This is a genomic window from Luteolibacter flavescens (assembly GCF_025950085.1).
GTDB lineage: Bacteria > Verrucomicrobiota > Verrucomicrobiia > Verrucomicrobiales > Akkermansiaceae > Haloferula > Haloferula flavescens.
The window spans coordinates 367754-392068 of the sequence record NZ_JAPDDS010000004.1 but is presented as its reverse complement, the minus strand read 5'-3'; the positions used below and the strand labels follow the sequence as shown (position 1 = coordinate 392068).

The window sequence follows — 24315 nt, the reverse complement described above, 5'->3', positions numbered from 1 at the left end:
AACTATCCAAGCGAGCCGGTGGCACGCGCTCCCAGCGGGGCGCTCCGTGGAAAGCGGCTTTTGCCCGGAGTTCGCCGGTCTGTCCAAGCCGGCTGAAGCCAGCGCTCCCGGCTCCGCCGATCCTGTGCCCCTGGGAGCGCGCGGCCACTGGCCCGCTTGGAGAGACGTGGAACCTCGGGGAAAAGCTGCTCACACGAGATCATCAGATAGCGGGCTTTCATGGTCGCTTCGCCGAACTATCCAAGCGAGCCGGTGGCACGCGCTCCCAGCGGGCCGTGCTGCCCGCTTCACCGCTGCGTCTGAAGTTCGACGCCCCACAGGGACACGGGGACGCAGGGACGTTCGCAAACAATCCCGCGCCCCCTCTTTCCATCGAGAGGCCGCGGCGGCCTCGATGGATCAGAAGCGCATCAGAAGCTCCAGTCGTGCTTGTCCAGCTCGGACACGCACGCGACGAGCAGGTCGATGGAGGCCTGGAGGTCCTGCTTGTTCACCATCTCGATGGTCTGGTGAATGTGGCGCGTGGGGACGGAGACCGCGCCCGCGATCGAGCCGCCGGGGACCATGCGCTGCAGGCCGGCGGTGTCCGTGCCGCCCGCGGCGAGGATTTCCGGCTGCCACTTGATCTGGTGCTTGTCGGCCGTCTTCTTCATGTAGGCCACCATGCGGTAGTCGCAGATGACGGAGCTATCCATGATCTTGATGCCCGCGCCCTCGCCCAGCGCCGTGCAGCGCTCCTGCGGCGTCGAGCCGGGGACGTCGTAGGCGATCGTGGTGTCCAGGCCGAAGCCGAAGTCCGGCTTGATCTCCAGCGCGGAGACATTCGCGCCGCGCAGGCCGACTTCTTCCTGCACGGTGAAGACGGCGTAGAAATCGTAGGCGGGCTTCTTCTTCGACTTCGCCAGAGTGCGCAGCGCCTCGATGAGGAGGTAAACGCACACGCGGTTGTCGAGCGACTTCACGTTCACGCACTCGCCCATCTCGAGCAGCGGGCTCCAGCGCGTGACGGGATTTCCCACCTCCACCAGCTTGTCCACTTCCTTCTTTGGCAGGCCGGTGTCGATGAAGTAGTCGGTGATCTTCGCCGGCTTGTTGCGGTCTTCCGGCTGCATGATGTGGGTCGGCTTCGCGCCCATCACGCCGAGCACGTCCTTCTTCCCGTGGACGATGACGCGCTGCGAGGTCAGCGCCTTCGCATCGAAGCCGCCGAGGGGATTGAAGCGGATGAAGCCCTTGTCATCCACGTGGGTGACGATGAAGCCGATCTCGTCCATGTGGGCGGCGGCCATCGAGCGCTTCGCGGAGGAGCGGCCCTTCTTCAGCGCCACCACGTTGCCCATGTTGTCGATGCGGATCTCGTCGGCGAGGCCCTTGATTTCCTTGAGCACCAGCTCGCGGATGAGCTTCTCAAATCCCGGCGCACCGGGGGCTTCACAGATACGGGAAAGCAGAGCGACATCGATGGCCATGGCGCGCACGCTAGAGCGCCCCTCCCGACCCTGAAAACCACAAAACCGCCGGTTTAGCGGGATTTTTTACCCCCCGCGGGCTGACCCTATACGGCTCGCGTATCTCGGATCTGTCTTTTGAAATCCCGGACCTGCCATCTCAACTTCACCCGCTATCCCATCGCTAGAACACGGTTGATCCTTGGCCCATCCCCCTCCCCGCCGGTACAACCCCTCCCATGTCCACCCGCTCACCCTTCCGCCTCGATGGCCGCGTCGCTTGGATCACCGGCTCCAGCCGCGGGCTCGGCCGCGTCATCGCCGAGACGCTCGCCGCCGCCGGGGCGAAGACGGTCGTGAATTGCTACTCCAGCCCGACCCAGGGACAGGCCGTGGTGGATGCCATCCAGGCCGCGGGCGGCGAGGCCATGCTCGTCGCGGGGGATGTGATGGATGAGGCGGAGATCGACCGCATGGCCGGAGAGATCGAGGCCCGCTTCGGCCCCATCGACATCGTCGTCGCAAATGCCACCCCCTTCCAGCCGATGAAGAATCTGGAGGACTACACCTGGGAGGAGCACCAGTCGATGGTGGACGCCTTCATCAAGAGCCCCTTTCTCCTCACGAAGCGCCTGCTGCCGTCCATGAAGGAGCGCCGGAGCGGCCGCATCATCAATATCACCAGCGAGGTCTATCACGCCGGCGTGCCGAAATTCAGCGCCTACGTCGCCGCAAAGGGCGGGCAGATCGGCTGGAGCCGCTCGATGGCAAACGAGCTCGCGCCGCACGGCATCACCGTGAATACCGTCGCACCCGGCTGGATCCCCGTGGAGCGCCACGACGAGGTGCCGGAGGAAGAAAAGGCCGGCTACCTGGCCACCATCCCCATGCAGCGCTGGGGCACCCCGGCGGACATCGGCCACGCCGTCACCTACTTCGCGTCCGAGGAGGCATCCTTCCTCACCGGCCAGACCCTGCTGGTGAATGGTGGCCGCACCCCGTGGTGACCCTCGAGCGGCCGCGGCTTCCAGCCGCAGGTCCCCGCACATCCCCGGGCCACAGCCGCACCCGCTATGGCCCATCCCCCTTTCAAACAAGCATCCCGCACCCTCCCCGGTGCGAAATGACCACTGTGCCGGGCCTTACCCAACGCAATTGTCACGATCTGCGACCGGCATTCCCCCTGCTCATGGGCTTTACTCTCATAGCCCATGAAAGAGACCCTGCAATTCCGCCTCATCGCGATGCTGCTCGCCGCCCCGCCCATCGATGTCGAGGGCGATGGAACCGGTGACGATAACCATCTGTCTCCCGGCGATGCCACGCAACGGCCTGACCTCGACCAGCCACCGGTCGCCCGGGCGGCGTGAGGCGCTATTCCTCTCTTTTTGCCACGGATTTCCCCTCGCACCCCCCGGAAAGACGGCCTCCCACTGACGGAAGACGGCCATCTTTTCTCCCCCCTACCCACTCGGGTATCTACGAAAGAGACCCCCTCCGCTAAACCAATCCGCATCCATGCCACGTTGTAATGGCATGAATGTGACCACGTACTGCATTCGCTGCCTCCGGCGTTCCTGCGCCGAGTGCCGCGTCGGCGATGCCGTGGAAGCGTCACGCGTTCCCGAGTGGGACTCCCACCAGGAAACCCGCTCCTACCAACCTGCCCGACAGACCACTCCAGGGTCCAAGCCCTGGAAATTCCGCCGGACCTCCATCCCCGGCCTCTACGATGCCATGGACTGGGTCTGGGTCCGGGTGATCTGAAAGAAAGCAGCAGGTAGACCGGCGACCGCGCCACGCAACCCAAGCACCACCCGAAAGACCCAACCCTTGAAGCCACCGGCCTTTCCTGCCGCTGGCCCATTTTTTGCCCCACGCCGGGCCGACGCATCCTCGTGCCCGCGAGGTGCCTTTCCGATCATGGCGGGCAAACTCACCCCAGCGGGCAGACTTCCATCCCGCGGATCAGCCCGCCCTCGATGACAAAGCGGTGGCCCACCCGCTCGTCCGCCAGCAGCGTGCCCTGGAGATCCCGCACCACCTGCCGCACCTCCACCACGATCCGCCCCGGCGTCTCCTCGTGGAATGCCAGCGGCTCCACCGTGGGGTCAATCTCCCCCCACTGATCCCGCCAGTATGCCCCCACCTCTTGCGGCCCGCGCACGAAGCCGCCCTTGAAGGCCCGCGGCCACGCCACGTCCTCCGTCATCAGGCTCACCGCTCCCGCGATGTCCCGGGAGTTGAAAGCCGCATAAGCGGCGCGCAGCAGATCGATGTGCGAAACGGGTGGGTCCAGGGGTGCGCTTGTCATGGCAGTAGGCCGGAGATCGGATGTCGGGGGTTCAGTGGTCGCGGAAATCTGAAATCCGGGATCTCAGATCTGAAACCCGCTACTCCCGCCACCGCGCCCCATCAAGGAGGAATCAAGTCTGCCCGGGCATGCGGCATTTCATGCGCAGCCCGGCCCTGCCGCACGAATCCCCGTTGAAGTGCCCACCCATCCTGCTAGACCGCTCCCCACCCTCCTCCCATGCAACCCCGCCCGCTTCATCGCTGGAAGAGCTTCTGGCTCGGCGTCTTCGTCCTGATCTTCTTCGGCTGGGCATGGGTTCGCTCCATGGGCATCCAGGACACGATCGAGTGGATCAGCCCGAAGCGCGGCATTCACGGGCTGGTCCATGTGAACTCGCGCCTGATCATCTTCCAGCCGGTCGATGCTACCGGCATGGCGCCGGAGTTCGACTGGAGCTCGCGCCCGAACAAAGCCTATCCCGACCCGCGCTGGTTCCCCGCGGCGTGCACGTGGACGCCGGCACATGATGACGTCGCGGGCCGCTTCACCATCTCGCACTGGCTTCTCACGCTGTCCTTTGCGGTGCCTTGGGCGGCTTTCCTCGCATGGCGACGGAGGAGGATGCGGGGTGATATCGGCAGCGAGGGACGACTCGGGCCGGTCTAATGACCGGCGCTCCCAGAGGGACGAACGCTTTCTACGGCATATCTCGTACTTCGTTTATCCTCCCTTGGCGAACTTGGCGCCTTGGCGGTTCACCATCCCGCCACGCACGGGCTTACGCCTCGTATCCCAGCGCCGCGCAATGCTTCTCCAGCATCCCGAGGTGCGGCTCCAGCCAGCGCTCGTAGTTCCTCCATCGCGCGAGGGATCGCGTGTAGAGCGGCTTCGAGACATCATCGTAAGTAGGTGTCCCCACCGCCCGGCCAGCCCGCCGGTGATGAGCCATCATTCCCTCCTCCCACTCCAGCCCGAGGAAGCCGGCAAGCCGCCGCGTCTGCACTTCCGCCGCGGCGATGAGATCCTCATACCGGCTCTCCATCCACTGCCAGCGCCCGGCATCCAGCCGCTCCCGCAGCAGTAGCCAGTGCCGCATTACCTCCGCATAATACCGGCACGTCTCCTCCAGAGTCGCCGCCGCCACGCTGTCCCGCGACGCTGGCACCATCGTGAAGAAATAGCTCACCACCACATCCCGCGGATCTCGCAGCGGCATCAGCACCCGCGCGTCCGGGAAGAGCCGCAACGGCACCGCCAGATCTGCCGTCAGCAGCGGTTCCTTTTCGATCAACAGCCGCCCTCCGGGATCTTCGCCCAGAAGGTCCGCCGTGCAGCGGAAATACTCTTCCCGCCCTGCCGCCAGATCATCCGCATGGAATGCATCCAGCTCCGTCACCACTTCCTTCGCGGAGCCCGCACCGAAGACCAGCGGATCGCGGAACTGCGTCGCCAGAACACCGGACTCATCCGTGCCGATGCATCCCGCGTGTGTGGAAATCACCTTCTCCAGCAGCGTCGTGCCGGATCGCGGAAAACCACCCATCAGGCAGATCTCCCGCTCATCTCCTGCCTGCGCCACGCTGCCCGCATCCGCCCATCGCGCCAGCCGCTCCCTCGTCAGCGACTGCGTCACCGCCCACTGGCGCTCCGTCATCGAGCGCCACTGCGACCGGTAGCGCTGCGACTGCGGCTCCAGCTCCGCCTTCGCCATCTCGAGCTCGCGCATTGCGCCCGCATGCTCGCCCAGCCGGTCCAACACCGCCGCGAGCTCATATCGCAGCCGCCAATCTTCCCCGCCGGAAAATCTCCGGAGCTGGTCCTCCAGCCGGGCGCGCGCTTTCTCGAAGTCCCCGTCACCGCGCTCGATGTGCGCCAGCAGCCGCACCAGCCTCGCATGCTCCGGATGCCGGACGAGGAATGCACCGATCACCTCCCGCGCGCCCTCCTTGTCCCCGCTCCGCTCGAGCGCCGCCGCATGCATCGCGCCGATGTCCGGCGAATCAGGCACTGCGGCCAGCGCACGGCCGGAAAACCTCGCGCACCGGTCAAACCTCCCGCGCTCGAACCACAGCCTCGCCACCACCAGCCACTCCTCCACCCCTGCCGCGGGATGCACTAGCAGCCTCTCTAACAAATCATGCGAATCCTCCGCGCGATAGAGCCGGAAGAGCAAGGTCGCATGGCCCAGCAGCTCGCCCGGCGTGGCATCACGCCGCGCCGTCACCCGCTGCCAGATGGCCAGCGCGCCCTCCACATCGCCACGCGCCAGCGCAGCGCCTGCACCGCCATCATTCACCATGTCTCACCCTCGCAGAAATCCGCCACGCAGGAAGCCTCCATCCCGCATGTGAGGATGGAGGCCTGCGAACCCGTGAAACCTCGTTTCACAGAAAGCTCATGCGCCACGCATCAGATCCGGCGGCGACGCAGCGCCAGCGCACCGAGACCCGCGGCGAGCACCGCCACGGATGGCTCCGGCACGGTCACCTGGTCAAAGCTCAGATTGTCCACCGCGAAGTAGGACCCGCCGCCGCCCGTGGGCGTCAGACGCAGCGTCAGCACCTCGCCGCCCGCGCCCTGATAGCCGAAGTTAAGCTGCTGTGCCGATCCATCCGTCACCACCAAGCCGGTGCCAGAGCCGAGGGTGCCGGACAAGGGGCCGCTCACGATCCAGTTCAGCGTGGTATTCTGCAGCCCCGCCCCGCTAGGACCGGCCCAGTCATTCAGCGTGATGGAAGTCAGCACCACCGCGATGGTCGCGCTCGATGGCGTGAAGGCGATGTCGTAGTTCACCACACCCGTGTAGCCCGAGACAGGACCATCGAGCTGATAGACATCACCGCCGCCATTCGGCCAGGCATGATAGATCTGCCAGCCTGGGCCGGTGGACACATTGAAAGCACCCGTGGGGCTCCAGTTCAGCGCGATGTCCGGCGTTCCGGGGGCATTGCTCCCGTGGTTGGCCGGCAGGTTGTCATTCGTCTCGTCGCCTACCGCGGCGGAGTCCACCACGCCCGTCAGGACCGTAGCAGCTTGGGTCGCGTGGATCAGGGTGATGCCGGCGGCACCCATGGCCGCGAGCTTGAGGAGTTTGGAAGGCTGGAGCTTCATGGAGGAGAAGGCAGTGGAAGCAAGTGAGGGGTGGTTTTTCGAAGATGGCAGATCATCCGCCATCCATCGCCACCCAGCGTGCTCCGACCCGCCTTCAACGCACCACGGGCATTATCGCCGGACCCCCGTGCATTTTCGCCACCGCTTCGTCTCCTGGACTACGACGATTCCCTGACGATTAAGGCCAGCAACTCTGCCGCGGGGAAGCACTCACCTCCCGCCCACACTACCCCCGCGCAGCTCACCCCGCGCGGCCGTCTTCTCATGATAGCTGCTCACCCACTCCCTAACGTCGGCTGCGGTGAAGACGTCCGGCTTCATCTCCCACTCGCCCTCCAGTGGATCGTAGAGGGCTACCACCGGTACCGAAACCCGCCCGAGTGATTCGATCACCTTGCGCCCGACCTTGTCGTCCTCTGTGATGTCACCTGTCAGGCAGACGAAGCCGGATGACCGGAGCACCTCCGTGGCGTCATCTGAAAACAAGATCCTCCACGACATGGTGGACGTCGACGACCACTTCGCGCCCACGGTCACCAAGATCGGCCGACCGGGATGTGCCGCCACGTGATCCGCCAGCGTGCGGTCCAGTGGAAGCCAGAATTCCGGAGGCTCCAGTGGGGGCCTTGGAACACGCTCTTCCTGCATCCGGCCCTGCTGGATAGCGCTCTCCGGTCTGTCACAGCCGGAAAGCCAGGACATGAAGAGCGCGGAAATGAGAAGGGATCGCTTCATCCAAACGACCGGGCTAGCCGGAGTGATGGTGCTTCCAGTCAGCGCCTGTCCTGCCACGCTTATTCCACAAACTTCCGCGACAAGCGCATCGGAAGCGCTGTTCCTACCCGAGATAGCAGGACGACATCCTAACAACAGATCGTCCCCGCGCATTCCCTACACCCATGACTCCCGCCCGCCGCTGGTATCGCTCGCCCGTTTTCTGGTTCGCGCTGCCGGGACTCGTCTTCCTCGGCTGGGTGTGGGTCCACTCGATGCATCGCAACACGACCCTGGACTTCACGACCGGGAGCCACGAGGTGCGCATCCGGAATGATGGCTCGGAGCTGGGCATCAACTGGCACCCGGTCCACGCGGGCCGCTCCATCTACTTTTTCCCGGCCCGTTCCAGCAGATCCTTCAAGGTCGAGCCCCGCCCGGCATGGGCATCCAGAGACTGGTTCCCGCTTCCCTCCTATCTCGGCCATCCGACGGTCGCCCGTGGCCACCACTACCTGGATATCCCCTACTGGTTCGTCAGCCTCGTCTATCTGGGCCTATGGCAGCTCCCCTGGCTGGGACGATACTTCCGCGCCAAGCGCATCGGCAATGCGATGCCTTAATTACTAGAAAACTAGTAGCTAGCCCGACGGGCACCGTTCAGCGGCGGCCCATCTTGCTCCGCGTCTCATCGATGGTCACCCCGTGCTGCTGCTGCCAGGGGATGATCTCGGGATCGGTGAAAACATTCGTGCGGTCCGTGGTTTCCGCGTCCGCCACCTTGTCCAGGCGGCGCCTGCCGGTCTCGCGGGCCGCGCCGGTCGCGTAGGCACCGGTGTCGTAGGTGCGGCTGCCGTCGCGGGCCACCTTCACGTTTTCCCCTGCCGCCGCGCCTTGGAAGCGCGAGCCCTTGCGGAGGTCATTCGCGTCCGTGTCCCCGCCATAGACCTGCTTCGCGTAGTCGCGGTGGCCCCAGAAGGACTTCTTCTTGAATTCGCCCGCCTGGTATTCCTTCCCGGCGTAGCCGCGGTCGAACTGCGTGTTCGCACGGTCGAAGCCGCTGGCCGTCTTGTATTCGCCCAGCGCCTTGCCCTTGTTGTCCGTCATGAAGGGGCTGCGGGAGCCGAATCTCTCGAGGAGCTTGCCCTCGTCATCGTCGCCATTCTCGCCCGTCTTCATCCGGAAAGCCTGCGCCGCCGGAGCCGCCCCGCCTGCCACCGGCATCGAGGCTCCCGACGAAGAACCCGAGCTCCCGCCGGAGCCGGAACCCGAGCAAGCCACCAGCCCGACGGCCGGCAAGATCAGGAAAAATCGGGACAAAGCGCTCATCAAGACGCGCACGCTGGCAAATCCCCGCCCCCACCGCAACCCGGAAACTCTAACGCAAACCCAGCCCTCAACCCACCACTCCCAACTACACCGGATGCTCGATCAGCCCTTGATTCAGCGCCTCCACCAGCAGCGTGCGGGTCGGGCGATTCAGATCGAGCCCGAGAGCCGCGGCGGGTGTGACCCAGCGGTATTCCTGCGCCTCGTCATTGAGGACGACTTCCCCGGGCAGGGTGCGGGCCACGTAGTTCAGCAGCAGGAAATGCTCGCGGCGCTGGAATTCATCCGAGTCGATGCAGTCCTGCACGACCACGAAGCGCGGGTCGGTGATCTCGAGCCCGGTTTCCTCGCGGGTCTCCCGGCGCAGCGCATCGAGCGAGCTTTCGCCGCGGCGGATCTTCCCACCGGGGATGCCCCAGCGGTGGCCCCACTTGTGGGTGCGGACCATGAGCAGCTTCCCCGCGCCATCGTGCAGCAGCGCGCCGACCGTGGCGATGGGCCGGGGCTTCCAGCCGGGACGCTCCAGCAGGCGACGTAGCACGGCCAGGTCCGGCACGGTCAGGTCCGGTCGCGCCTCGGAGAGCGGGCCGGCGTGGGTGTAGCCGGTGAGCACGGCGATGGACGTGAGATTCCCGTGACGCGCGGTGTCGATGTCGTGGGTCATGTCGCCGACGAAGGCGCTCTCCTCCGGGGCAAGGCGGTGTCTTTCCAGGATGCCCAGGATGCGCTCGCGCTTGTCCAGCACGCCGGAGTAGGTGGCCTCGAAGAAATCCGTGAGCCCCAGATCCGCGAGCTGCGCGTGGAAGGCATCGCCATCCATGCTGGTGAGGACAAAGCAGCGGACGCCGTGATCCCGGCACCACTCCAGCTTCTCCCGCGCATGGGGCAGGATGGTGACCGCCGCGGTGGACGCCGAGAATGCCTGGCGGAAATGCACCTCCAGCTCTCCCAGCGGCACGCCGGGGATCATCTCTTCATAAAACTCCGCATACGGCAGGCGGAAGCGCAGCCGGAAGCCCTCGCGATCCAGCGCTTCCTTCCCGTAGATGCCGAGCACGTGATTCGTCGCCTCCAGCACCGGCGGCAGATCGTCCACCAGCGTGCCTGACCAATCGAAGATGAGATTGCGAAACATGGGATAGGGGGGATTGCCGGGAAGGTCAGCCGACCTGGAAGCGGATGATCTTCACGAGATTCGCGCCGATCGCCTCCTGGACCTTTTTCAAGAGCACGCCGCGCGTCTGCTCCAGATGGAAGCGCATGGCGGGCTGGAGCACGTGGAGCGTGAGGCAGCCTGCCTTCAGCGACACGGGGGTGGCGTGGCGGGCGACGAAATCGCCCGCGACCTCCTTCCACATCTCGCGCAGGCGCTCCTCATCGATGCCCTCGGTGGCTCCGGCCTGCTTCAGGATGGAGGCGAGGAATTCTTTTGGCAGGTGGAGCCGCTTGTCCAGATGCTCCGGATCCTCGCCGCCCCGCCAATCCCGGAGCACGGCGCGACGGATCGCCTCGAGCCGGGATTCCTTCGCCATGGTGGTGATCAGTCGTCGCCGCCGTCGTCGCCGATGGCTTCGACCGGGCAGCCTTCCATCGCCTCGCGGCTCTGGGCGCGCTCCTCGTCGTTCTCCGGCTGCTTGTAAACGTACGAGTAGCCCTCGTCGTCGGACCGGGTGAAATTGTTCGGCGCGGTCTCGCGGCACAGGTCGCAGTCGATGCACTGGCTATCGACGTAGAATTTGCCTGTGATGTTCTCCGGATTCTTGTCTTCGCGGTCGGCCATTTTTGAGAGGAATGCTGCTGGCGAGTGCATCGCGCCAGCGGGTCGCGCATGCAATCCCTTTTTACAGGCAGCTCGCGGCTGAGGGGAGGATAAGGCCTCCGCGGACGGAAATCAACCCGCGGGGAGGGTCAAGGGAGAGGATCTGGGAGCGCCGTGCCAACCTGGGAGCGCCGGTCATTCGACCGGCCCGAGTGGTCTCTGGCTGCCCGCCCCCCTCTAAAGGTCCGCATCGCCCTCCCACCGGGAACGCGGAATTCATTCCGCCCGAGTGCCGCGAAGAACACGGAGAAGCCCGCCACCACCCCGTGCCATCGTGGTCCGCATCGCTCCGCGTGCGGCCGAAGCAGCTCTGAAGGCGGGCGGCACCGATGGCTCCCCAGCCAGCGAAGGGTGCAGGTTCGACACATGGGTGATGTCGATGGTTCAGAATATGGGGCACACTTTCGCACCCCTCCCACCAGCCTACCTCAGCAGCAGACCTCACTCGCTACCGGCCTAGGAACCGACCTCACCCCTTACTCCCCCGACCGGTGCACCGCACGCGGAGCGATGCGGACCACGATGGCACAGGGCAAGTGCGGGCTTCGCCGGATGACTCGGGCGGAATAAATTCCGCGTTCCCAGTGGGAGGGCGAGGCGGGCTTTCTCAATGAAGCGCGCAGCCAGGGACCACTCGGGCCGGTCTAATGACCGGCGCTCCCAGGGGATGCACTCCGCGCATCCAGGGTCTTCATTCCATCCATCCCATCCATCCCATCCATCCTGGCCCCGATTCCCTTCAGTTCACCTGACACCATACCCGCTCGCCGCGTCCGATTCTCCCCCTGCCTGACACATCATCCCGTAGGGTCCGGAGCCTTGCCTTCACCCCAGGCCTGCTGCCATTCATTTCGGAAACATGAAACACCTGCTGCTGTCCGCCACCCTGCTCCTCGCCTCCGCCGCCATCGCCCCGGCGGCCACTTCCATCATTCTCACCGGCACTGTTGGAACTTCCGATAGCTCCGCCTACACTCCGGGCCAAGTGATCACGGTCAGCTTCACCCTCGCCGACTACTCCGCCACCGGCGACCCGCTCGATTACACGGACGAGGAGGGCGAATATGACTGGTATCAAGAAGAAGCGGAAAACGCCCCCATCTTCGGCAATGCCACCCTCACCGGGTCCACCGGCACCTTCACCATGCCTTCCGGCGATGCGCCCGAGATCTTCCTCTACGTCAGCACCGGGATCGTCCCCTCCACCACTTACTTCATGGTGGTCCTCGGCATCGACATGGAAGAACCCTCCACCATCGATCTGGGCCTGGCGGTGAATGGCGATCCCGTCCGCTACTTCGGCTTCGGCTTCACCACCCCCACCATCTTCACCGGCCTCGCGGTTCCCGGCACGAATCCGGAGGAATTCCTTTCCACGAAGCTCGGCACCTACGACGTGGAAGACGTGGACAACAGCTACATCGAGCTCGTCTCGGGTGATCGCATCACCTTCCTGCCTACGACGATGGAAATCGCGATCATCCCGGAGCCTTCCACCGCGCTCTTCTCCCTCGCGGCTGTCGGCCTGCTCCTGCGCCGCCGCCGGAATTGAGCCGGAGGATGAAATCTGGAGCGCTCTGATCGTCGGCAGCCCGATGGTCAGAGCGTTGAAGAATCCCGCGATTACTCTTCCTTCACCCTTGGCTTCTCCTCCTCGCCGTAGAGCTCCATGAAGCCGGTGACATCCTCGCCCACGGGGCCGATCTCCTTCCCCTCCGGGCTGAAGAGCCAGATCCAATCATACGATCCTCCGCCGAGGAAGTAGCGGTGCTGCGAGAGCAGCAGGTGATCGCGATACTCTCCCGTGTGCATCACGTGCAGGCCATCGCCCGGCACGATGAAGCGCACTTTCCGGTTCGTCGTGTCCACCACGTGCACCGCGCCGGAGGTCGCCCAGGCGGGCGTGACGAAATACACCAGCCGGCCATCGGCGGAGAATTGCACCCGCTCGAAGGTGGCGATCAGCTCCTCCACCTTCTCCGAGTCCCGCGGCGCGACGAGACGCTCCGCTTCCTTTTTCCCCGCCGCGTCGATTTGCCAGAGCTCCTCCGCATCGTGGTCCCCGGCACCCGTCGAGATCTTCTTCCCCGGCACCGCGCGGACGAAGACGATCCACTTCCCATCCGGCGAGAGCACCGGGGAGGAATCCTGACCGGACTTCGTCAAGGTCCGCGCCTCGCCCCCGGCGGGAGTCAGGACGATATTCCCGTCCTTCACCGCCACCGATGCCGCGGGCTCTGCCGCATGCAGTGCGCCCATCGCCAAGACCGCCGCGACCCAGAGACCACTCCTCCATCCAGTCATCATGGCACCACCATGCACCGCGCCGCGTGCGAATCGAGCGGGAATTCCCCGTCGCGCGATACCCGGGTTGCCGTTGCGGAGGAATCCGCCTAGAGCTTCCCGCGTGAGCGGAGACTGGACTTTCAAATCGGTGGCCATCGTCGGCGCGGGCGCCATCGGACTCTACTACGGCGCGCGCCTCGCCGCCGCGGGTGAGGATGTCAGATTCCTCCTCAGGTCGGACTACGATGCGGTGCAGCGCGATGGCATCCGCATCGAGAGTGTGGCCGGTGATCTCCATCTGCCGCCGGAGCAGGTGCAGAGCCATCGCACGCCCGAGGAGATCGGCCCGGTGGACCTCGTCATCGTCGCATGGAAAACGACGTCGAATCACCTGCTGGCCGATGTCCTCCCGCCGCTCCTGCACGAAGGCACGCAGGTCCTCACGCTTCAGAATGGACTGGGAAATTGCGAGGCTCTCGCCGCGATCGTCGGGCCGCAGCGCGTGCTCGGAGCGCTATGCTTCGTCTGCCTGAATCGCCTCTCGCCCGGCCACGTCAGCCACACCGCCGGGGGGAAGATCAGCGTGGGCGAGCATGTGAATGACGAGCGCGGACGCGCTGCGGAGATCGCCCGGCGCTTCACCGCCGCGGGCATCCCCACGGATGCCGCCCCCAGCCTCGCCGCCGCGCAATGGACGAAGCTGGTGTGGAATATCCCCTTCAATGGCCTGGCCATCGCCGAGGGCGGGGTCACCACGGATGTGCTGCTGGCCACGCCCGGCGTGGAGGCGGAGATCCGCGCGCTGATGGCCGAGGTCATCGCCGCCGCCCGCGCGCAAGGTCTCCCGCTGGAAGACAAGCTCATCGGCTTCAATGTCGAGCGCACCCGACCCATGGGGCCGTATCGCCCCTCCAGCATGATCGACTACGTCGAAGGCCGCGAGGTCGAGTACGACTCCATCTGGGCCGAGCCCCTCCGTCGCGCAAAGACCGCCGGCATCGAAGTCCCCCACCTCGAAAAGCTCGCCACCCGCATCCGCGAACGCCTCGCCTGAGCGCCCCCACTGGGAGCGCGGAATTCATTCCGCCCGAGTCCTCCAAAGTAAGCCCGCCATCACCCCGCGCCATCGTGGTCCGCATCGCTCCGCGTGCGGCCGAAGCACCGGAACAGCAACCGCAAACCAAGCGGCCCGAGACGAAAGCCCCTCACCGGCCCCGCTATTTCTCCTCCGGCCGCTGCGTCCGATAAGCATCAAGGATCTCCTTGAACCGCTCATACGACTCGCCTCCAATCTCGCAATAGACCTCGGTTCCCCCGCGATAAACGCGAGCCTCACTGCAGCCGAAGCAAAGATGCAGCTCCACCTCCACTTCGCCATCCTTCCACGTCACGGCGAAGTCGGGATGGAAGCCGCCGCAGAACTTGAATCCGCGGAACTCCTCAAAGCTGCCCGGGGCCCGAATCAATGATCTCAGCGTCTTCGCGTCCTCATCCTTCAACTTGAGATCCTGCTGATAAAAGGAGAATCCGTAACGCCTGAGCGTCTTCTCGGGCTTCCGCTCGGAATCAGGCAACTTGGCCTTCGGTGGGAAGCGAGGCAACCCCTCGTGGATCGAAATGACCGACTCATCCTTCAGCGTCGCCACGATAGCCCCAAGGCCCGCGAAGGATTTCTTGATCTCCTTCTCCGAGTGGAGCTTCGGATCATGGCCCACGACTGCCGGGCCAGCCTCCTCCGCGACTGCGACATGCATGACGAATCCCGCCAAGACAGCGAGCAACACGGGAACGGGCAGCAGCTTCATTTCACCAAGCATTTACGCCCGGGCGACTGATCGCGACAAGAATCAAACCCGGATCACCACATCCGCCGCGAAAAAGCAATACGGGACCAGGATAGATAGGATGGAAGAGATGTCCCCTGCCCGGCGAACCCGGGAGCGCCGGTCATCAGACCGGCCCGAAGCTACCCTCACTGCCCGCTCAACCGCAAAAGCCCGCTTCGCCTACCACTGGGAACGCGGAATTCATTCCGCCCGAGTAATCCAAGCGGGCTCATCATCCCTATTTCCGTCTCGAGCAAAGTCGGCATCCCGCCTCAGCCCCCAATCCCATCGCTCGGCAGATCATGACGAGCCTCGATGCCAAGATAGGACCTCTGCACAAGATCTCGCTGACGAACGAGCTTCCGCATCTGCGAATCGCGATGGGCCGTTGGCTTGCGCAAGGAGTAGAGATGGAGCTTCCGTTCGATTTCCTCGATCAGTCGCTCACCGCGGTGCCGGTTCTCGATCTCACGCTGCGGGCGGCTGCGCTCCACCATCCCATGGAGTTCCGCCCAGCCCTTGGCGTCGGCCAGCTTCGGGATACGCCACTTGCGGCTCAGCTCCCACAGCGGACCGCTGCATTCCCGACAGCGAAGTCCCGTTACCAGCCCGTATGCCGCAGGGGCACGTCGCGCGATGCGGCAGATCGTGCAGATGTAGGTGCGGTTTGACATCCCGTCACATCGTCAAGCCACCGGCTTGGAGAGATCCGGCTGGCGGGCGATGAGCCGTGGGTCGAAGCCCGCGTCCTGCGGGAAGCGGTCCTCCGAATCCGGCCACAGGCATTGCAGCGCGGGAAAGGGGCTGCCGAGGTCGCGGTAGAACCAATTCGCATACCCCAGGTGATCGTGATACTGGCTCGGGTCGATGGGTTGGAAGACGACCTCGCGGCCCTCGATGAATTCGGAATAACGCCTTCCCGGCACGATCACCTCGCCATCCATCATCCACGCTGCGATGTCATTCAGCAGCTCGTGAGTCAGATCGAGCGGCAGGCCCATCATGACAATCTCCGGCTGCAGCGTGCGCGCGTGCAGCCCCACCGTGAAGCCATAGGCAGGCCCCGTCTCATCCTCCTGGATGAGCACCACGTGCCAGCCGTACTCGCGCACGTCATCCAGCAATTGCTCGTCGGAAGGATCCTCCGCCTGTCGGAATTCGAAGCCCGGGAGGAGATTGGGGAAGTCGTCCGTCATGAGAAGGTGGAGGTGCGAGATTTCGAGAAAGGATAGGGAGCGGCACCACAATGCTGCCGCAGGAGTTCTCCTGCATCATGAAGGCCCATGACCGACGGAAGGAAGGCGGAAGTGGGCATCGCACATCAATGCGGTGAATCCGGATCCCCGCACAGGCATCCGCTTCATCGAAAATGGTTGATCGGGTGCCGGGGATTTGAACCCCGACGACGTGAATCCAAATCACGCATGCTACCAGGTTACATCAACACCCGATGGAAAATCTGAACTTTGAAATCTGAGATCCGAAATGGAGACCCCGAGATGGAAATCCGGAAATGAAGATGGTGCCGCGCCAAGGAATCGAACCTCGGCCTCCGCCTTCGTAGAGCGGCGCGCTATCCACTACGCCAGCGCGGCAATGGGGATGGTTTGGTTGTTAGATGAGTGTGTCAGGGGAATCCTAAGCCAGAGGCATCCCGCCGGGAGCGCGGAGCCACTGGCCCGCAGAAGCGAGTGGGCGGCGTGCCTTCTCCGGGTGGGGAAGCAGGCGCAGGGGTCAGGCTTGGAACGGGTGAGTAGCTCTCGCGTGGTGGAGATGTATTTGGTGCTTCGGGTGATGGGTGAGACGGGCTTTGCAGGGAGACGTGTTAGAGCTTTCTTTTGGAAGGTACGGAGCGCGGGATGAGGCGGGCCGGTCTGATGACCGGCGCTCCCAGGGAGGATGGCACTGATGGGAAAAGATTGGTCCGGAGCGACGGGAGTCGAACCCGCATTGCCTGGTTCACAGCCAGGGATCTTGCCGTTAGATCACGCCCGGGATTATTAGAATGCATCATTACAATACCCAAAACACGACCCAACCATCTGATTGCATTTTCATTTTATTATAAATCTTCCCACGAACACACCTCACCCGATGAAAATCGGATTTCTCATTACATATAACGCAACTTCCGATTGCGGCGGCTATTGAGCCGGCATCTGCAGGATGGGGCCCATCCCTCTGACCATGCCACCACACGACCAGATCCGGGGAGACGGCCAAGGCACCGCCGCGGGATCAGGAGATCGGAGTGGAAACGACCATCAGAAAGAAAGGCCGTGATCCGCAGCAAAACCCGATGAAACAAGGGATTCCCGGCGCGCTTGGTAAAATCCCTGCCGAGATTCCGGGCGGCAAAGGTCCGCCTCTTTTCAAGCATTCATGCCATGCTACATTTCACCACGAAGCCAAGGGAATGGCCTCACCGCTGATGTCGCGGTCGCTCTCGGAGCAATGTGATGGAATGTCGTCGGTTCATCGGAACGCGAGAAGTATTCACACATCTCACTCGCGGAGTCAACCGACAATTTCACCAAAACACATTATAACCGAAATCTTCCCTGACGATGGCGAGATGTAAGATCGGATCACTTGACCTGCTCACGGTCGATGCGCTGCCTATCAAGGAACGAAGCGAAGAAATTTTCATAGCGAGGACTGACGCTGAAGAAAGCGACACCACCGCCGGGACCGGTATGCCAGAAGCCGTGGACACCCTTATAGTCGGGCAGGCCATCGATACCCGCATCAAAGGCGGCACCATCGCCACGACGGAAGCTGATGAGGTACTCTGCATGCTCGTCACCGACGGTGAGAGTGACGCCATACCGGGCATCGAGCCCCCAACCGGGAGAGTCCCTCTCTCCATCCCCCTCGCGAATGGAGCGGGCAAGGGCGTCGATGAGCCGCTGGCGCTCGCGAGCGTCCGTCACCACCGCGCGACCCAGGATCTCGTGATGCTCGAAGATACTGAAGAGCGGAGGTTGACGATCCGGATGGAGTCCCGCCCCCTTCAAAAGATTCCCGAACCGGCTCAGGCCATCGAGTGACAGAACCTCGATGGTCGCACCCTGCTCTGCCATGGCATCGATGCGCGTGGCCACCGCCGCTTGGGTGTAGATCCGGGGTCCATATGATACGCCGAACTTCGTCCCATGATCCACTACCGTGGAGGCGTCCCACTCCCCAGCGGTCCTGGAGAAGGTCCACCAGTGCCGACCAAGAGACAAGAAGGTCCGCCCGCGCCGACCATAAGCCCCAAACCCACCTCCTCTCAATGCCGACAAACCAAAACCGGTCTCCTCTACCGCCTCTAGCGGCTCCCCCCTCCTGCAATTCCACGGGTGTTGCAGATTCCACCATGCCTCCGGCCGACTGAACTCGCGCTCGCGGGGGCCTCTGAGACTCCACCGCCACTCCTCCACCGCTTCTCTCGCTCCCGGCGAGACATCACCGATGAACTCAACCGGCGGCGGCAGGTAGAAAGTCCTGAAGCACCACGCGACATACCCGCTGATGCTGCACAGCAGCGCGGCGGACAGAAGGATGGCGGTGCGTTTCTTCATGAAGTGTTAGGCATGCTTGTCACAGCGACGACCGAAGGAAGAAACGCGCGGGAATGGCAAAGCTTTAGGACAATGGGAAATCTTCATTCGCCATCGAGGATATAGAGTCGGCAGTCGGCGCAGCGGAATGCGCGATGACGGCAGCCTATGCCGGTGGTGATCTTGCCAACGGGCGTGCCGCCAAAGAATGCCTTGATGATCCAGCGCTCGTCATCGCCTGCCCACGTGATGCGGGAGCTCGAGCGGAGCTGGCCGACGTGCATGGGCCGCAAGCACTTCGGACACGGCGGGCCCTGCGTCGCGGATGGCTCGTCCAGTGAGAGCGGCGGTGCATAGGGATGCTCATCCCGCGATGCGGGATCATCATTGCGAGAAGGTGACGGGTGCATGCGATGTCGGAAGCTCCGGACAGCATGCATGGATCCATCCCGCAGGAAAGCTCTCCCCGCCCTTGGGCGAGGTGCACCGGTCCGGGGCCCATCCGCTGAAGCGGGCTGAGGCTGAGCGACATCTTTCTACCCTCACGCCCGCATCGGAACCACCAATGTGACGGAAGCGCCGCAAATCCATGCGCCACAAGGGAATTTTTCTGTTAGGAGCGCCATTACGCGTTCTTGTTATTCGACGGGGGATCGGTTCTTGTTAGGTTCCGTGCATGAGCATCTCCCCAAGGCGCCGCCGTTCCAGTAGTACGGATGATCCACGTTACCGCAGTAAAACGGTGACATTGCCCGGAGTGCTGTTCGTCGTCGGCGTCTTGATAGCAGTGGGAATCTGGCTTTCGATCTGATGAGCGCACGCGCTCGCGGAGGACTCCCCGATCCTCCGTGCCGTTGCATGCATCGTGCTTGAACGACCGGCTGGAAGCCGCAGATTTCCACACTACCGACTGAGCAAGAGTCACGGGGAATGCCGCTCGTGTTTTCGCCATCGCCCGTACGTCAGCCGGGAGCAAAAATGACATTCATACAAGCCAACGATCATCATGAGCGAATCCAATGAGAACCCCATCCGCAAGCACGCGGACACGCTGCGAAATCTGGTGAAGGAGAAGACCGGCGTGAAGCTCGATTACTCGCTGATCTCGCTGCTCATCGTGGACAAGGTCCTGGAGGACATCGCAGGGAAGGGCATGAGCCACCTGCAAGGGGAGGACATGGAGGAGGCCCAGCGGGCACTCCGCATCCCGATCGCGACCTACTACGGGGAATGCATTCGTGAGACCTTCGGCGGCGTGTGGGAGCGGGATGAGAAACTCGGCCTCGCGCTGAAAAAGATCGGCGGACTGGATCTCACCATCCTACCGCTCAATACGGCCTACGAACGGATGAACGGTGAAGACTCCAAGCTCTTCCTCGCGACGAAATTCCTGTGCAACGAGGTCTTCAAGCAACTCTGGGAGAAGATGTATGCGGATGAGGGAGCAGGGACGGTGCCTCCACCGGCACCCGGTACCGGCGCGATGCCGCCGCCTCTGCCTCCGCGGTAGGATGCGGGCGGTCCCTCCGGGGATCGTCAATGGGTGGTGCCTGAGGAAGAAGAGACCGAGGGGCGGGCTTTACACCCGTCCTTCCCGGACTGGCGCACCGCACGCGGACCGATGCGGACCACGGTGAGGCTGCTGAGGGCTGCCGGCTGGAAGCCGGGGCCACTTTTTCTGCCATCCCGCATTTTTGTGGGAACATCGGCGGGGCTCGCGAAATCGTCTGATGCGGGGTAGATTCGCGGGGAGCCTCCCCCCGAACCTCCGATTTCCGATTTCTGATCTCCGGCTTCCGATCTCCGTTTCCCGCCAATGCAGCGCCATCCCACATCAACCCGCCGCCCCTTCCTGCCATGAGCCGCCGGGAGAGAGACCAGCAGATCGATGCCGCGGTGCGTGCACACCACTCGGGGCTGCGATATTTCATCCGCTCGCTGGGCGTGAATGATGCATGGGTGGATGATCTGGCGCAGGAGACCTTTGTCATCGCGCACCGGAAGTGGGATGAGCTGGATGACCCGGAGAACGCGCCGGGGTGGTTCCGCCAGATCGCGCGGAATCTGGTGATGAACGAGCTGACGAAGACCGGCCGCCGCCAGCGCCTGCTGGACGAAAAGATCACCGGCCTCCTCATCGCCGCGGAGCCCACCACTCCCGCGCCGGGAATGCTGCAGGATGCCGAGATCCGCCACGAGGCACTGCGCGATTGCCTGGCCCATCTGCCGGAGAACGTCCGCCGAGTGATCCATGCGCGCTACTATGACGACCGTAATTCCAGCGAGATCGGCGACGAGCTTTCCATGAATCCCGCCTCCGTGCGCAAGCTCCTCTTCCACGCGCGGAAGGCGCTGGCGGACTGCCTGGTGGCAAAACAGATCCACGCGTGATGCAGGACGACGCCATGAATGCGGACTTCGACATACTATGCGCGCAGTACCTAGACGGCACGATGGACGAGGTGGACCGGGACAGGCTGGCGGCCATACTTGCGAGCGATCCCGCCGCGCTGGACGCCCTGCGCTCGCAGCTCGTGGTGTCCGGCGCGCTGGCACGCCTGCGGCCGGAGCTGAGTGACGAGCGCTTCCTCGGTGCGGTGCTGCCGCATCTAGGCGCGATGGCGGACGAGGCAGACGATGACTTCCCCGCACGCGTGCGGAAGACCATCCGAGTGCAGTGGTGGCGGCGCACGACGCTGGCCGCGGCGGCGCTGATCATACTGGCCGGGACGGCGATCTTCCTCACCACGACCCTGTCGCGCGGCCCGGTGGTGGCGACGCGATTCCACGACGATGAGAAATCGAGCGAGGTCCGCATGGGCGAGCGTCTCGTCTTCGACACCGGCGTGACGCGGATGGAATTCTCAAATGGCGCGGTGGTGGCGATCGAGGCACCGGCCGAGCTTTCCGTGCGCTCCGGCGACGAGGTGGTGCTGGAGCACGGGCGGCTGAATGCGTGGTGCCCGGAGACCGCGCACGGCTTCCGCGTGGTGACGGCCTCGGCGACGCTCACGGATCTCGGCACGTCATTCGGCGTGACCGCGGAGCGCGATGGCACCGCGGACTTCATGGTGATGGATGGGAAGGTGGAGGTGCAAAAGGACGACGAGAAGCGGCTCATCGAGCGCGGTGCCGCATTGCGCGCACGCCGCGGGAAGCGCCTGAGCGTGGTCGCCTTCGAGCCGTCCGGATTTCGCCGCACGTGGCCGGTGGCGTCCGGCATTCACTCGACGCGTGGCGAGGTGGTGACCGCCCCGCCAGGCACGCCGGAGTATCTGGCGGCACTGGAAAATGACCACCGCATCCTGGTCATCCCGGAGCGGCGCGACCTGCGGCTCCAGGCGCCGCTGCGGGCGGACATTGTGCAGCCCGGCATCTACGAGAGCAGCCGCCTCCTAGGCACCCACGATGTGAGACCGGGGAAGGGCAAGCGCGTGCGGAGCTACCTACTGCGCTACAATCCAGTGGGCCAAATGAAGAGCGGCGAGGCCAAGCGCTTCGAGGGCAGCGTCACCTTCGACCGGCCCGTGCTCGGCATCATCACCGCGAGCCGCAAGCTGAACCGCACGGACGCCCTGCTCTCGAAGGCCCCGCTGCCGCCCCTGAATGCTCAGGACACCGAGCTGCGCGGCCTGGAGCGCCAGCAGCACCCGCCCCATGACCGCGTGGAGCTCTCCGCCGACCGCCGCACCATCACCGTCACCTTCTTCGCGGATCAATCCATCGACGAGATCCGCGCGATCACACGGGACAACTGAGCGCGCATGCGCTCGACTCAGTCGCCGTGCATCTCCATGCGGTGGGCTTCCAGATGCTGGCGGAGCCAAGCGTGCTTGCCATACTTCGCGCGGAATTCCTGGTCGCTCGCCTTCACGGTCTCTTCCCACAGGCTTGCGTAGCCGGGGTCCTCCGGCTTGAGCCCGGAGGCTTCCATCTTATCGGCAAATTCCCCGGCCATCTTGTCGAGGGCTTCTTCGATCTCCGGTGCCAGCGGTTGATCGGGATCGCTCGTGGCCAGGGCGGCGGGCATGGGTATCCGCGAGTCATCCGGCGTGGCCGCAGCCTGGCCGAGCGAGCCTCGTGAGGAAAGTGTGCCACCGGTTCCCAGCGACCTGCGCACCGCCGGGGCGGATGAGGGATTCACCTCCTTTTGGGAAGTCACGGGAGCATTCCGCCTGCCGTCGCTTCCGCGCCTTTCATGGACGATGCCGCGGTCACTCGTCTTCGTGGGCAATGACGGTGGACAGGAGCCCTCGCCGCTCTCCATAGCCAGCGCCAGCCCGGTGGCGCTTGGATGCCCTGCATGCGACGAGTCCTTCGGAGCTGCCGTCGCGTATACATGCCCGCGATTGCTGCGGACAGGTGCCTCCCCTGCTCCATGGCCGGGAGAGTGCTCCTTCCCCACCGAGACAGACGGCGCGCTCCCGCGGGTGGCAGCCGCCTCCGCATCACGCTTCGGCGCGAGCGACGCGGCCACCGCCGCGAGCAACCCCGCGGCACCTGTTAGAATCAGGATTGCCCTCACATTCATGTCGATGACCGTCGGGATGAGAAAAGGAAAACGGGGTGCTGGCGCTGCGCCAGCACCCCGAGGGTGGTTCGGCTGACTGAAGTCAGCCGGAATCTGCGATCAATTATCCCTGTGGGATCGGGAGGACGAGACCACCGTCGCCGCCGCTGCGGTTCACGGTCATCTGCGGGATCGGGATACCGGCGGTGCCCATGTTCACCGGCACTGCGGCGCGCAGGGCGTCATCGAAGGCGATCTCAGCCTGTGTGGCATTCGAGGCACGGTAGAGCTGCTGGTAGCCCCACAGGGTGTAGGCACCGTTCTTCACGTTTTCCTCAGAGTAGCGGACGCCATTGTAGGTCATCGGCTTGGCACCTTCGCCACCGGAGACAGCGCCGGTCACCGGATTGTAGCCGGAGGCAGCGAGGGCATCGGAGATGGTGAGGTAGCCACAGAAGACCACGGAGAAGGAGTTGCCGTTGTAGGTCACATTGTTGGACGGGCGGGTCAGCACGTCGCGAACTCCGGAGTTGCTGGAGTGGCCGTTGTTTTCGAATTCGCTAATCGTGGTCAGCGTTCCGGTGACGCGATCGCCGGTGAAGGCCGCGTTCCACTGCTGCACGTTGGTGAAGGCACCGTATCCGGTTTCAGCAAGGATGGTGGCGCGGGTGCCGGAGCCGTTGTTGCGGCCGGTAGCGAGCACGAGGTCGGTATCAGCGGCATTGCCGGTGAAGAGGCTCAGCGGCATCTGGCCGAGCGACCAGAGGGCTTCGTGCTGCTGGTCGGTGATGTTGGTCATCGTGGCCGGAGCGCTTTCACCGGCGAGGAACATGAAGGGCACCACGCCGACGGGGCCGCCGGAAAGGGTTGCATTCGGGCGGGTGGAGAGGGCCTTGTCCACGTCGGAGAAGGCGAAGCGCGGGATGCCGGTGTTGAATTCGGCAGGCTCATTGCCAGCGGCACCGTAGTTGTAGCCGGTGGTGCTGATCGGGTTGGCGCCGGTGCCGGTGCCGAAGTTGGCGATCAGGAATTGGATCTGGTTCTGGTCGGCGAGGTCGAGGATGCCCTGGGTCGATCCGGACCAGGAGGTGCGGATGATGGTGTCCTGGCCATTGAAGGTGCCGCGGAAGATCTGGCGGTTCGCACCGGTCGGGCCGGAGGTGCCGTCATAGCCGAACTGGGTCACGCCATTGCCGCCGAGCATGGCGATGATGGTGTTGGTGGCGGCGGCGCGGAATGCGGTGGCACCGGTGATATTGATCACGGTCTGTCCGGAGGCGACGGAACCCGCGGCGAGGGCGAGGATCGCGAGGGTGGTGGTGGCTTTCATGGTCGTAGTTGTTGGAGGATTTGCTTTGGGATTGTTCGATCTTGGGTGCAGCACCAGGGGAGGAGAGTGGTGCTGCTCGTGGTCAATCGGGACGGAGATGC

At 64.2% G+C, this 24315-nt stretch carries 28 protein-coding genes and 2 tRNA genes; 11 read left to right on the top strand and 19 right to left on the bottom strand.

Annotated elements, in window-relative coordinates:
• Window positions 1-410: 410 nt before the first annotated feature.
• Window positions 411-1469, bottom strand: coding sequence for a M42 family metallopeptidase (locus OKA04_RS09630; protein ID WP_264500941.1), 1059 nt, complete (start codon window positions 1467-1469; stop codon window positions 411-413).
• Between the two features lie 218 nt (window positions 1470-1687).
• Between OKA04_RS09630 and OKA04_RS09625 the strand changes: the two genes are divergently transcribed.
• The 3 genes from OKA04_RS09625 (at window position 1688) to OKA04_RS09615 (ending at window position 3215) form a co-directional block, all read left to right on the top strand.
• A complete protein-coding gene (locus tag OKA04_RS09625) occupies window positions 1688-2455 on the top strand; it encodes an SDR family NAD(P)-dependent oxidoreductase (RefSeq protein WP_264500940.1) in 768 nt (255 codons plus the stop codon).
• Between the two features lie 204 nt (window positions 2456-2659).
• A complete protein-coding gene (locus OKA04_RS09620; protein WP_264500939.1) occupies window positions 2660-2818 on the top strand; it encodes a hypothetical protein in 159 nt (52 codons plus the stop codon).
• A gap of 166 nt (window positions 2819-2984) precedes the next feature.
• On the top strand, window positions 2985-3215 hold the full coding sequence (locus OKA04_RS09615) for a hypothetical protein (protein WP_264500938.1): 231 nt from the start codon (window positions 2985-2987) through the stop codon (window positions 3213-3215).
• A 169-nt stretch (window positions 3216-3384) separates the two neighbouring features.
• On the opposite strand, the gene OKA04_RS09610 is transcribed toward OKA04_RS09615, so the two are convergent.
• Window positions 3385-3762, bottom strand: a complete 378-nt coding sequence (locus tag OKA04_RS09610; protein ID WP_264500937.1) for a nuclear transport factor 2 family protein — start codon at window positions 3760-3762, stop codon at window positions 3385-3387.
• Window positions 3763-3981: 219 nt separating this feature from the next.
• On the opposite strand from OKA04_RS09610, the gene OKA04_RS09605 reads away from it, so the two are divergent.
• Window positions 3982-4410, top strand: a complete 429-nt coding sequence (locus OKA04_RS09605) for a hypothetical protein (RefSeq protein ID WP_264500936.1) — start codon at window positions 3982-3984, stop codon at window positions 4408-4410.
• Between the two features lie 112 nt (window positions 4411-4522).
• Here OKA04_RS09605 and OKA04_RS09600 read toward each other — a convergent pair whose 3' ends face one another.
• The 3 genes from OKA04_RS09600 to OKA04_RS09590 form a co-directional block, all read right to left on the bottom strand.
• The gene (locus OKA04_RS09600; protein WP_264500935.1) at window positions 4523-6043 is read right to left on the bottom strand and encodes a tetratricopeptide repeat-containing sulfotransferase family protein; all 1521 of its coding nucleotides are present in this window, start codon (window positions 6041-6043) and stop codon (window positions 4523-4525) included.
• 110 nt (window positions 6044-6153) lie between these two features.
• Window positions 6154-6855, bottom strand: a complete 702-nt coding sequence (locus tag OKA04_RS09595; protein WP_264500934.1) for a hypothetical protein — start codon at window positions 6853-6855, stop codon at window positions 6154-6156.
• 210 nt (window positions 6856-7065) lie between these two features.
• A complete protein-coding gene (locus OKA04_RS09590) occupies window positions 7066-7557 on the bottom strand; it encodes a thioredoxin family protein (RefSeq protein WP_264500933.1) in 492 nt (163 codons plus the stop codon).
• Window positions 7558-7754: 197 nt separating this feature from the next.
• Here OKA04_RS09590 and OKA04_RS09585 point away from each other — a divergent pair, with 197 nt between their 5' ends.
• Window positions 7755-8192: a hypothetical protein gene (locus OKA04_RS09585; RefSeq protein WP_264500932.1), complete on the top strand. Its 438-nt coding sequence runs from the start codon at window positions 7755-7757 to the stop codon at window positions 8190-8192.
• Between the two features lie 37 nt (window positions 8193-8229).
• Here the strand turns inward: OKA04_RS09585 and OKA04_RS09580 are convergent, their stop codons facing one another.
• The 4 genes from OKA04_RS09580 to OKA04_RS09565 all read right to left on the bottom strand — a co-directional run bounded on the left by OKA04_RS09580 (window position 8230) and on the right by OKA04_RS09565 (window position 10678).
• The gene (locus OKA04_RS09580) at window positions 8230-8868 is read right to left on the bottom strand and encodes a hypothetical protein (protein ID WP_264500931.1); all 639 of its coding nucleotides are present in this window, start codon (window positions 8866-8868) and stop codon (window positions 8230-8232) included.
• Window positions 8869-8983: 115 nt separating this feature from the next.
• Window positions 8984-10033 carry an NUDIX domain-containing protein gene (locus tag OKA04_RS09575; RefSeq protein ID WP_264500930.1) on the bottom strand — a complete coding sequence of 350 codons (1050 nt, stop codon included), beginning with the start codon at window positions 10031-10033 and terminating at the stop codon, window positions 8984-8986.
• Window positions 10034-10058: 25 nt separating this feature from the next.
• Window positions 10059-10430 (bottom strand): DciA family protein, encoded by a 372-nt coding sequence (locus tag OKA04_RS09570; protein ID WP_264500929.1) that lies wholly within the window; start codon window positions 10428-10430, stop codon window positions 10059-10061.
• Between the two features lie 8 nt (window positions 10431-10438).
• Complete coding sequence (locus tag OKA04_RS09565) at window positions 10439-10678, bottom strand: ferredoxin (protein ID WP_264500928.1); 240 nt, start codon at window positions 10676-10678, stop codon at window positions 10439-10441.
• An 898-nt stretch (window positions 10679-11576) separates the two neighbouring features.
• On the opposite strand from OKA04_RS09565, the gene OKA04_RS09560 reads away from it, so the two are divergent.
• The gene (locus OKA04_RS09560) at window positions 11577-12269 is read left to right on the top strand and encodes a PEP-CTERM sorting domain-containing protein (protein ID WP_264500927.1); all 693 of its coding nucleotides are present in this window, start codon (window positions 11577-11579) and stop codon (window positions 12267-12269) included.
• Window positions 12270-12340: 71 nt separating this feature from the next.
• Here the strand turns inward: OKA04_RS09560 and OKA04_RS09555 are convergent, their stop codons facing one another.
• Complete coding sequence (locus OKA04_RS09555; protein WP_264500926.1) at window positions 12341-12976, bottom strand: TolB family protein; 636 nt, start codon at window positions 12974-12976, stop codon at window positions 12341-12343.
• A 148-nt stretch (window positions 12977-13124) separates the two neighbouring features.
• Between OKA04_RS09555 and OKA04_RS09550 the strand changes: the two genes are divergently transcribed.
• Window positions 13125-14057 (top strand): 2-dehydropantoate 2-reductase, encoded by a 933-nt coding sequence (locus OKA04_RS09550; RefSeq protein WP_264500925.1) that lies wholly within the window; start codon window positions 13125-13127, stop codon window positions 14055-14057.
• A 163-nt stretch (window positions 14058-14220) separates the two neighbouring features.
• On the opposite strand, the gene OKA04_RS09545 is transcribed toward OKA04_RS09550, so the two are convergent.
• From OKA04_RS09545 to OKA04_RS09525, 5 genes are all read right to left on the bottom strand, one after another.
• On the bottom strand, window positions 14221-14808 hold the full coding sequence (locus OKA04_RS09545) for a hypothetical protein (protein WP_264500924.1): 588 nt from the start codon (window positions 14806-14808) through the stop codon (window positions 14221-14223).
• Between the two features lie 293 nt (window positions 14809-15101).
• Complete coding sequence (locus OKA04_RS09540) at window positions 15102-15503, bottom strand: hypothetical protein (RefSeq protein ID WP_264500923.1); 402 nt, start codon at window positions 15501-15503, stop codon at window positions 15102-15104.
• A gap of 12 nt (window positions 15504-15515) precedes the next feature.
• The gene (locus OKA04_RS09535) at window positions 15516-16025 is read right to left on the bottom strand and encodes a DUF4262 domain-containing protein (RefSeq protein WP_264500922.1); all 510 of its coding nucleotides are present in this window, start codon (window positions 16023-16025) and stop codon (window positions 15516-15518) included.
• A 324-nt stretch (window positions 16026-16349) separates the two neighbouring features.
• Window positions 16350-16424: transfer RNA gene (locus tag OKA04_RS09530), tRNA-Arg, on the bottom strand.
• A gap of 325 nt (window positions 16425-16749) precedes the next feature.
• Window positions 16750-16824 (bottom strand) — tRNA-His (locus tag OKA04_RS09525).
• 256 nt (window positions 16825-17080) lie between these two features.
• Here OKA04_RS09525 and OKA04_RS09520 point away from each other — a divergent pair.
• Complete coding sequence (locus tag OKA04_RS09520) at window positions 17081-17410, top strand: hypothetical protein (RefSeq protein WP_264500921.1); 330 nt, start codon at window positions 17081-17083, stop codon at window positions 17408-17410.
• A 7-nt stretch (window positions 17411-17417) separates the two neighbouring features.
• Here the strand turns inward: OKA04_RS09520 and OKA04_RS09515 are convergent, their stop codons facing one another.
• The gene (locus OKA04_RS09515) at window positions 17418-18395 is read right to left on the bottom strand and encodes a hypothetical protein (RefSeq protein ID WP_264500920.1); all 978 of its coding nucleotides are present in this window, start codon (window positions 18393-18395) and stop codon (window positions 17418-17420) included.
• A gap of 83 nt (window positions 18396-18478) precedes the next feature.
• Window positions 18479-18784: a PF20097 family protein gene (locus OKA04_RS09510; RefSeq protein WP_264500919.1), complete on the bottom strand. Its 306-nt coding sequence runs from the start codon at window positions 18782-18784 to the stop codon at window positions 18479-18481.
• Window positions 18785-19380: 596 nt separating this feature from the next.
• On the opposite strand from OKA04_RS09510, the gene OKA04_RS09505 reads away from it, so the two are divergent.
• From OKA04_RS09505 to OKA04_RS09495, 3 genes are all read left to right on the top strand, one after another.
• A complete protein-coding gene (locus OKA04_RS09505) occupies window positions 19381-19884 on the top strand; it encodes a hypothetical protein (protein WP_264500918.1) in 504 nt (167 codons plus the stop codon).
• Between the two features lie 347 nt (window positions 19885-20231).
• Window positions 20232-20765: an RNA polymerase sigma factor gene (locus OKA04_RS09500; RefSeq protein WP_264500917.1), complete on the top strand. Its 534-nt coding sequence runs from the start codon at window positions 20232-20234 to the stop codon at window positions 20763-20765.
• Window positions 20765-22132, top strand: coding sequence for a FecR domain-containing protein (locus OKA04_RS09495; RefSeq protein ID WP_484521617.1), 1368 nt, complete (start codon window positions 20765-20767; stop codon window positions 22130-22132). The genes OKA04_RS09500 and OKA04_RS09495 overlap by 1 nt, the downstream gene beginning before the upstream one ends.
• A 17-nt stretch (window positions 22133-22149) precedes the next feature.
• Here the strand turns inward: OKA04_RS09495 and OKA04_RS09490 are convergent, their stop codons facing one another.
• Window positions 22150-22905, bottom strand: a complete 756-nt coding sequence (locus OKA04_RS09490) for a hypothetical protein (protein ID WP_264500915.1) — start codon at window positions 22903-22905, stop codon at window positions 22150-22152.
• A gap of 103 nt (window positions 22906-23008) precedes the next feature.
• The gene (locus tag OKA04_RS09485) at window positions 23009-24214 is read right to left on the bottom strand and encodes a type 2 periplasmic-binding domain-containing protein (RefSeq protein WP_264500914.1); all 1206 of its coding nucleotides are present in this window, start codon (window positions 24212-24214) and stop codon (window positions 23009-23011) included.
• Window positions 24215-24315 lie beyond the last annotated feature (101 nt).

Excerpts from the sequence above, each read along its gene's own strand:
- OKA04_RS09485 (WP_264500914.1), bottom strand. The coding sequence starts at position 24,214 with ATGAAAGCCACCACCACCCTCGCGATCCTCGCCCTCGCCGCGGGTTCC.
- OKA04_RS09535 (WP_264500922.1), bottom strand. The coding sequence starts at position 16,025 with ATGACGGACGACTTCCCCAATCTCCTCCCGGGCTTCGAATTCCGACAG.
- OKA04_RS09630 (WP_264500941.1), bottom strand. The coding sequence starts at position 1,469 with ATGGCCATCGATGTCGCTCTGCTTTCCCGTATCTGTGAAGCCCCCGGT.
- OKA04_RS09620 (WP_264500939.1), top strand. The coding sequence starts at position 2,660 with ATGAAAGAGACCCTGCAATTCCGCCTCATCGCGATGCTGCTCGCCGCC.
- OKA04_RS09510 (WP_264500919.1), bottom strand. The coding sequence starts at position 18,784 with ATGCACCCGTCACCTTCTCGCAATGATGATCCCGCATCGCGGGATGAG.
- OKA04_RS09540 (WP_264500923.1), bottom strand. The coding sequence starts at position 15,503 with ATGTCAAACCGCACCTACATCTGCACGATCTGCCGCATCGCGCGACGT.
- OKA04_RS09570 (WP_264500929.1), bottom strand. The coding sequence starts at position 10,430 with ATGGCGAAGGAATCCCGGCTCGAGGCGATCCGTCGCGCCGTGCTCCGG.
- OKA04_RS09515 (WP_264500920.1), bottom strand. The coding sequence starts at position 18,395 with ATGAAGAAACGCACCGCCATCCTTCTGTCCGCCGCGCTGCTGTGCAGC.
- OKA04_RS09600 (WP_264500935.1), bottom strand. The coding sequence starts at position 6,043 with ATGGTGAATGATGGCGGTGCAGGCGCTGCGCTGGCGCGTGGCGATGTG.
- OKA04_RS09545 (WP_264500924.1), bottom strand. The coding sequence starts at position 14,808 with ATGAAGCTGCTGCCCGTTCCCGTGTTGCTCGCTGTCTTGGCGGGATTC.
- OKA04_RS09505 (WP_264500918.1), top strand. The coding sequence starts at position 19,381 with ATGAGCGAATCCAATGAGAACCCCATCCGCAAGCACGCGGACACGCTG.
- OKA04_RS09590 (WP_264500933.1), bottom strand. The coding sequence starts at position 7,557 with ATGTCCTGGCTTTCCGGCTGTGACAGACCGGAGAGCGCTATCCAGCAG.
- OKA04_RS09610 (WP_264500937.1), bottom strand. The coding sequence starts at position 3,762 with ATGACAAGCGCACCCCTGGACCCACCCGTTTCGCACATCGATCTGCTG.
- OKA04_RS09585 (WP_264500932.1), top strand. The coding sequence starts at position 7,755 with ATGACTCCCGCCCGCCGCTGGTATCGCTCGCCCGTTTTCTGGTTCGCG.
- OKA04_RS09565 (WP_264500928.1), bottom strand. The coding sequence starts at position 10,678 with ATGGCCGACCGCGAAGACAAGAATCCGGAGAACATCACAGGCAAATTC.
- OKA04_RS09495 (WP_484521617.1), top strand. The coding sequence starts at position 20,765 with ATGCAGGACGACGCCATGAATGCGGACTTCGACATACTATGCGCGCAG.
- OKA04_RS09500 (WP_264500917.1), top strand. The coding sequence starts at position 20,232 with ATGAGCCGCCGGGAGAGAGACCAGCAGATCGATGCCGCGGTGCGTGCA.
- OKA04_RS09615 (WP_264500938.1), top strand. The coding sequence starts at position 2,985 with ATGAATGTGACCACGTACTGCATTCGCTGCCTCCGGCGTTCCTGCGCC.
- OKA04_RS09555 (WP_264500926.1), bottom strand. The coding sequence starts at position 12,976 with ATGGGCGCACTGCATGCGGCAGAGCCCGCGGCATCGGTGGCGGTGAAG.
- OKA04_RS09575 (WP_264500930.1), bottom strand. The coding sequence starts at position 10,033 with ATGTTTCGCAATCTCATCTTCGATTGGTCAGGCACGCTGGTGGACGAT.
- OKA04_RS09625 (WP_264500940.1), top strand. The coding sequence starts at position 1,688 with ATGTCCACCCGCTCACCCTTCCGCCTCGATGGCCGCGTCGCTTGGATC.
- OKA04_RS09595 (WP_264500934.1), bottom strand. The coding sequence starts at position 6,855 with ATGAAGCTCCAGCCTTCCAAACTCCTCAAGCTCGCGGCCATGGGTGCC.
- OKA04_RS09560 (WP_264500927.1), top strand. The coding sequence starts at position 11,577 with ATGAAACACCTGCTGCTGTCCGCCACCCTGCTCCTCGCCTCCGCCGCC.
- OKA04_RS09490 (WP_264500915.1), bottom strand. The coding sequence starts at position 22,905 with ATGAATGTGAGGGCAATCCTGATTCTAACAGGTGCCGCGGGGTTGCTC.
- OKA04_RS09605 (WP_264500936.1), top strand. The coding sequence starts at position 3,982 with ATGCAACCCCGCCCGCTTCATCGCTGGAAGAGCTTCTGGCTCGGCGTC.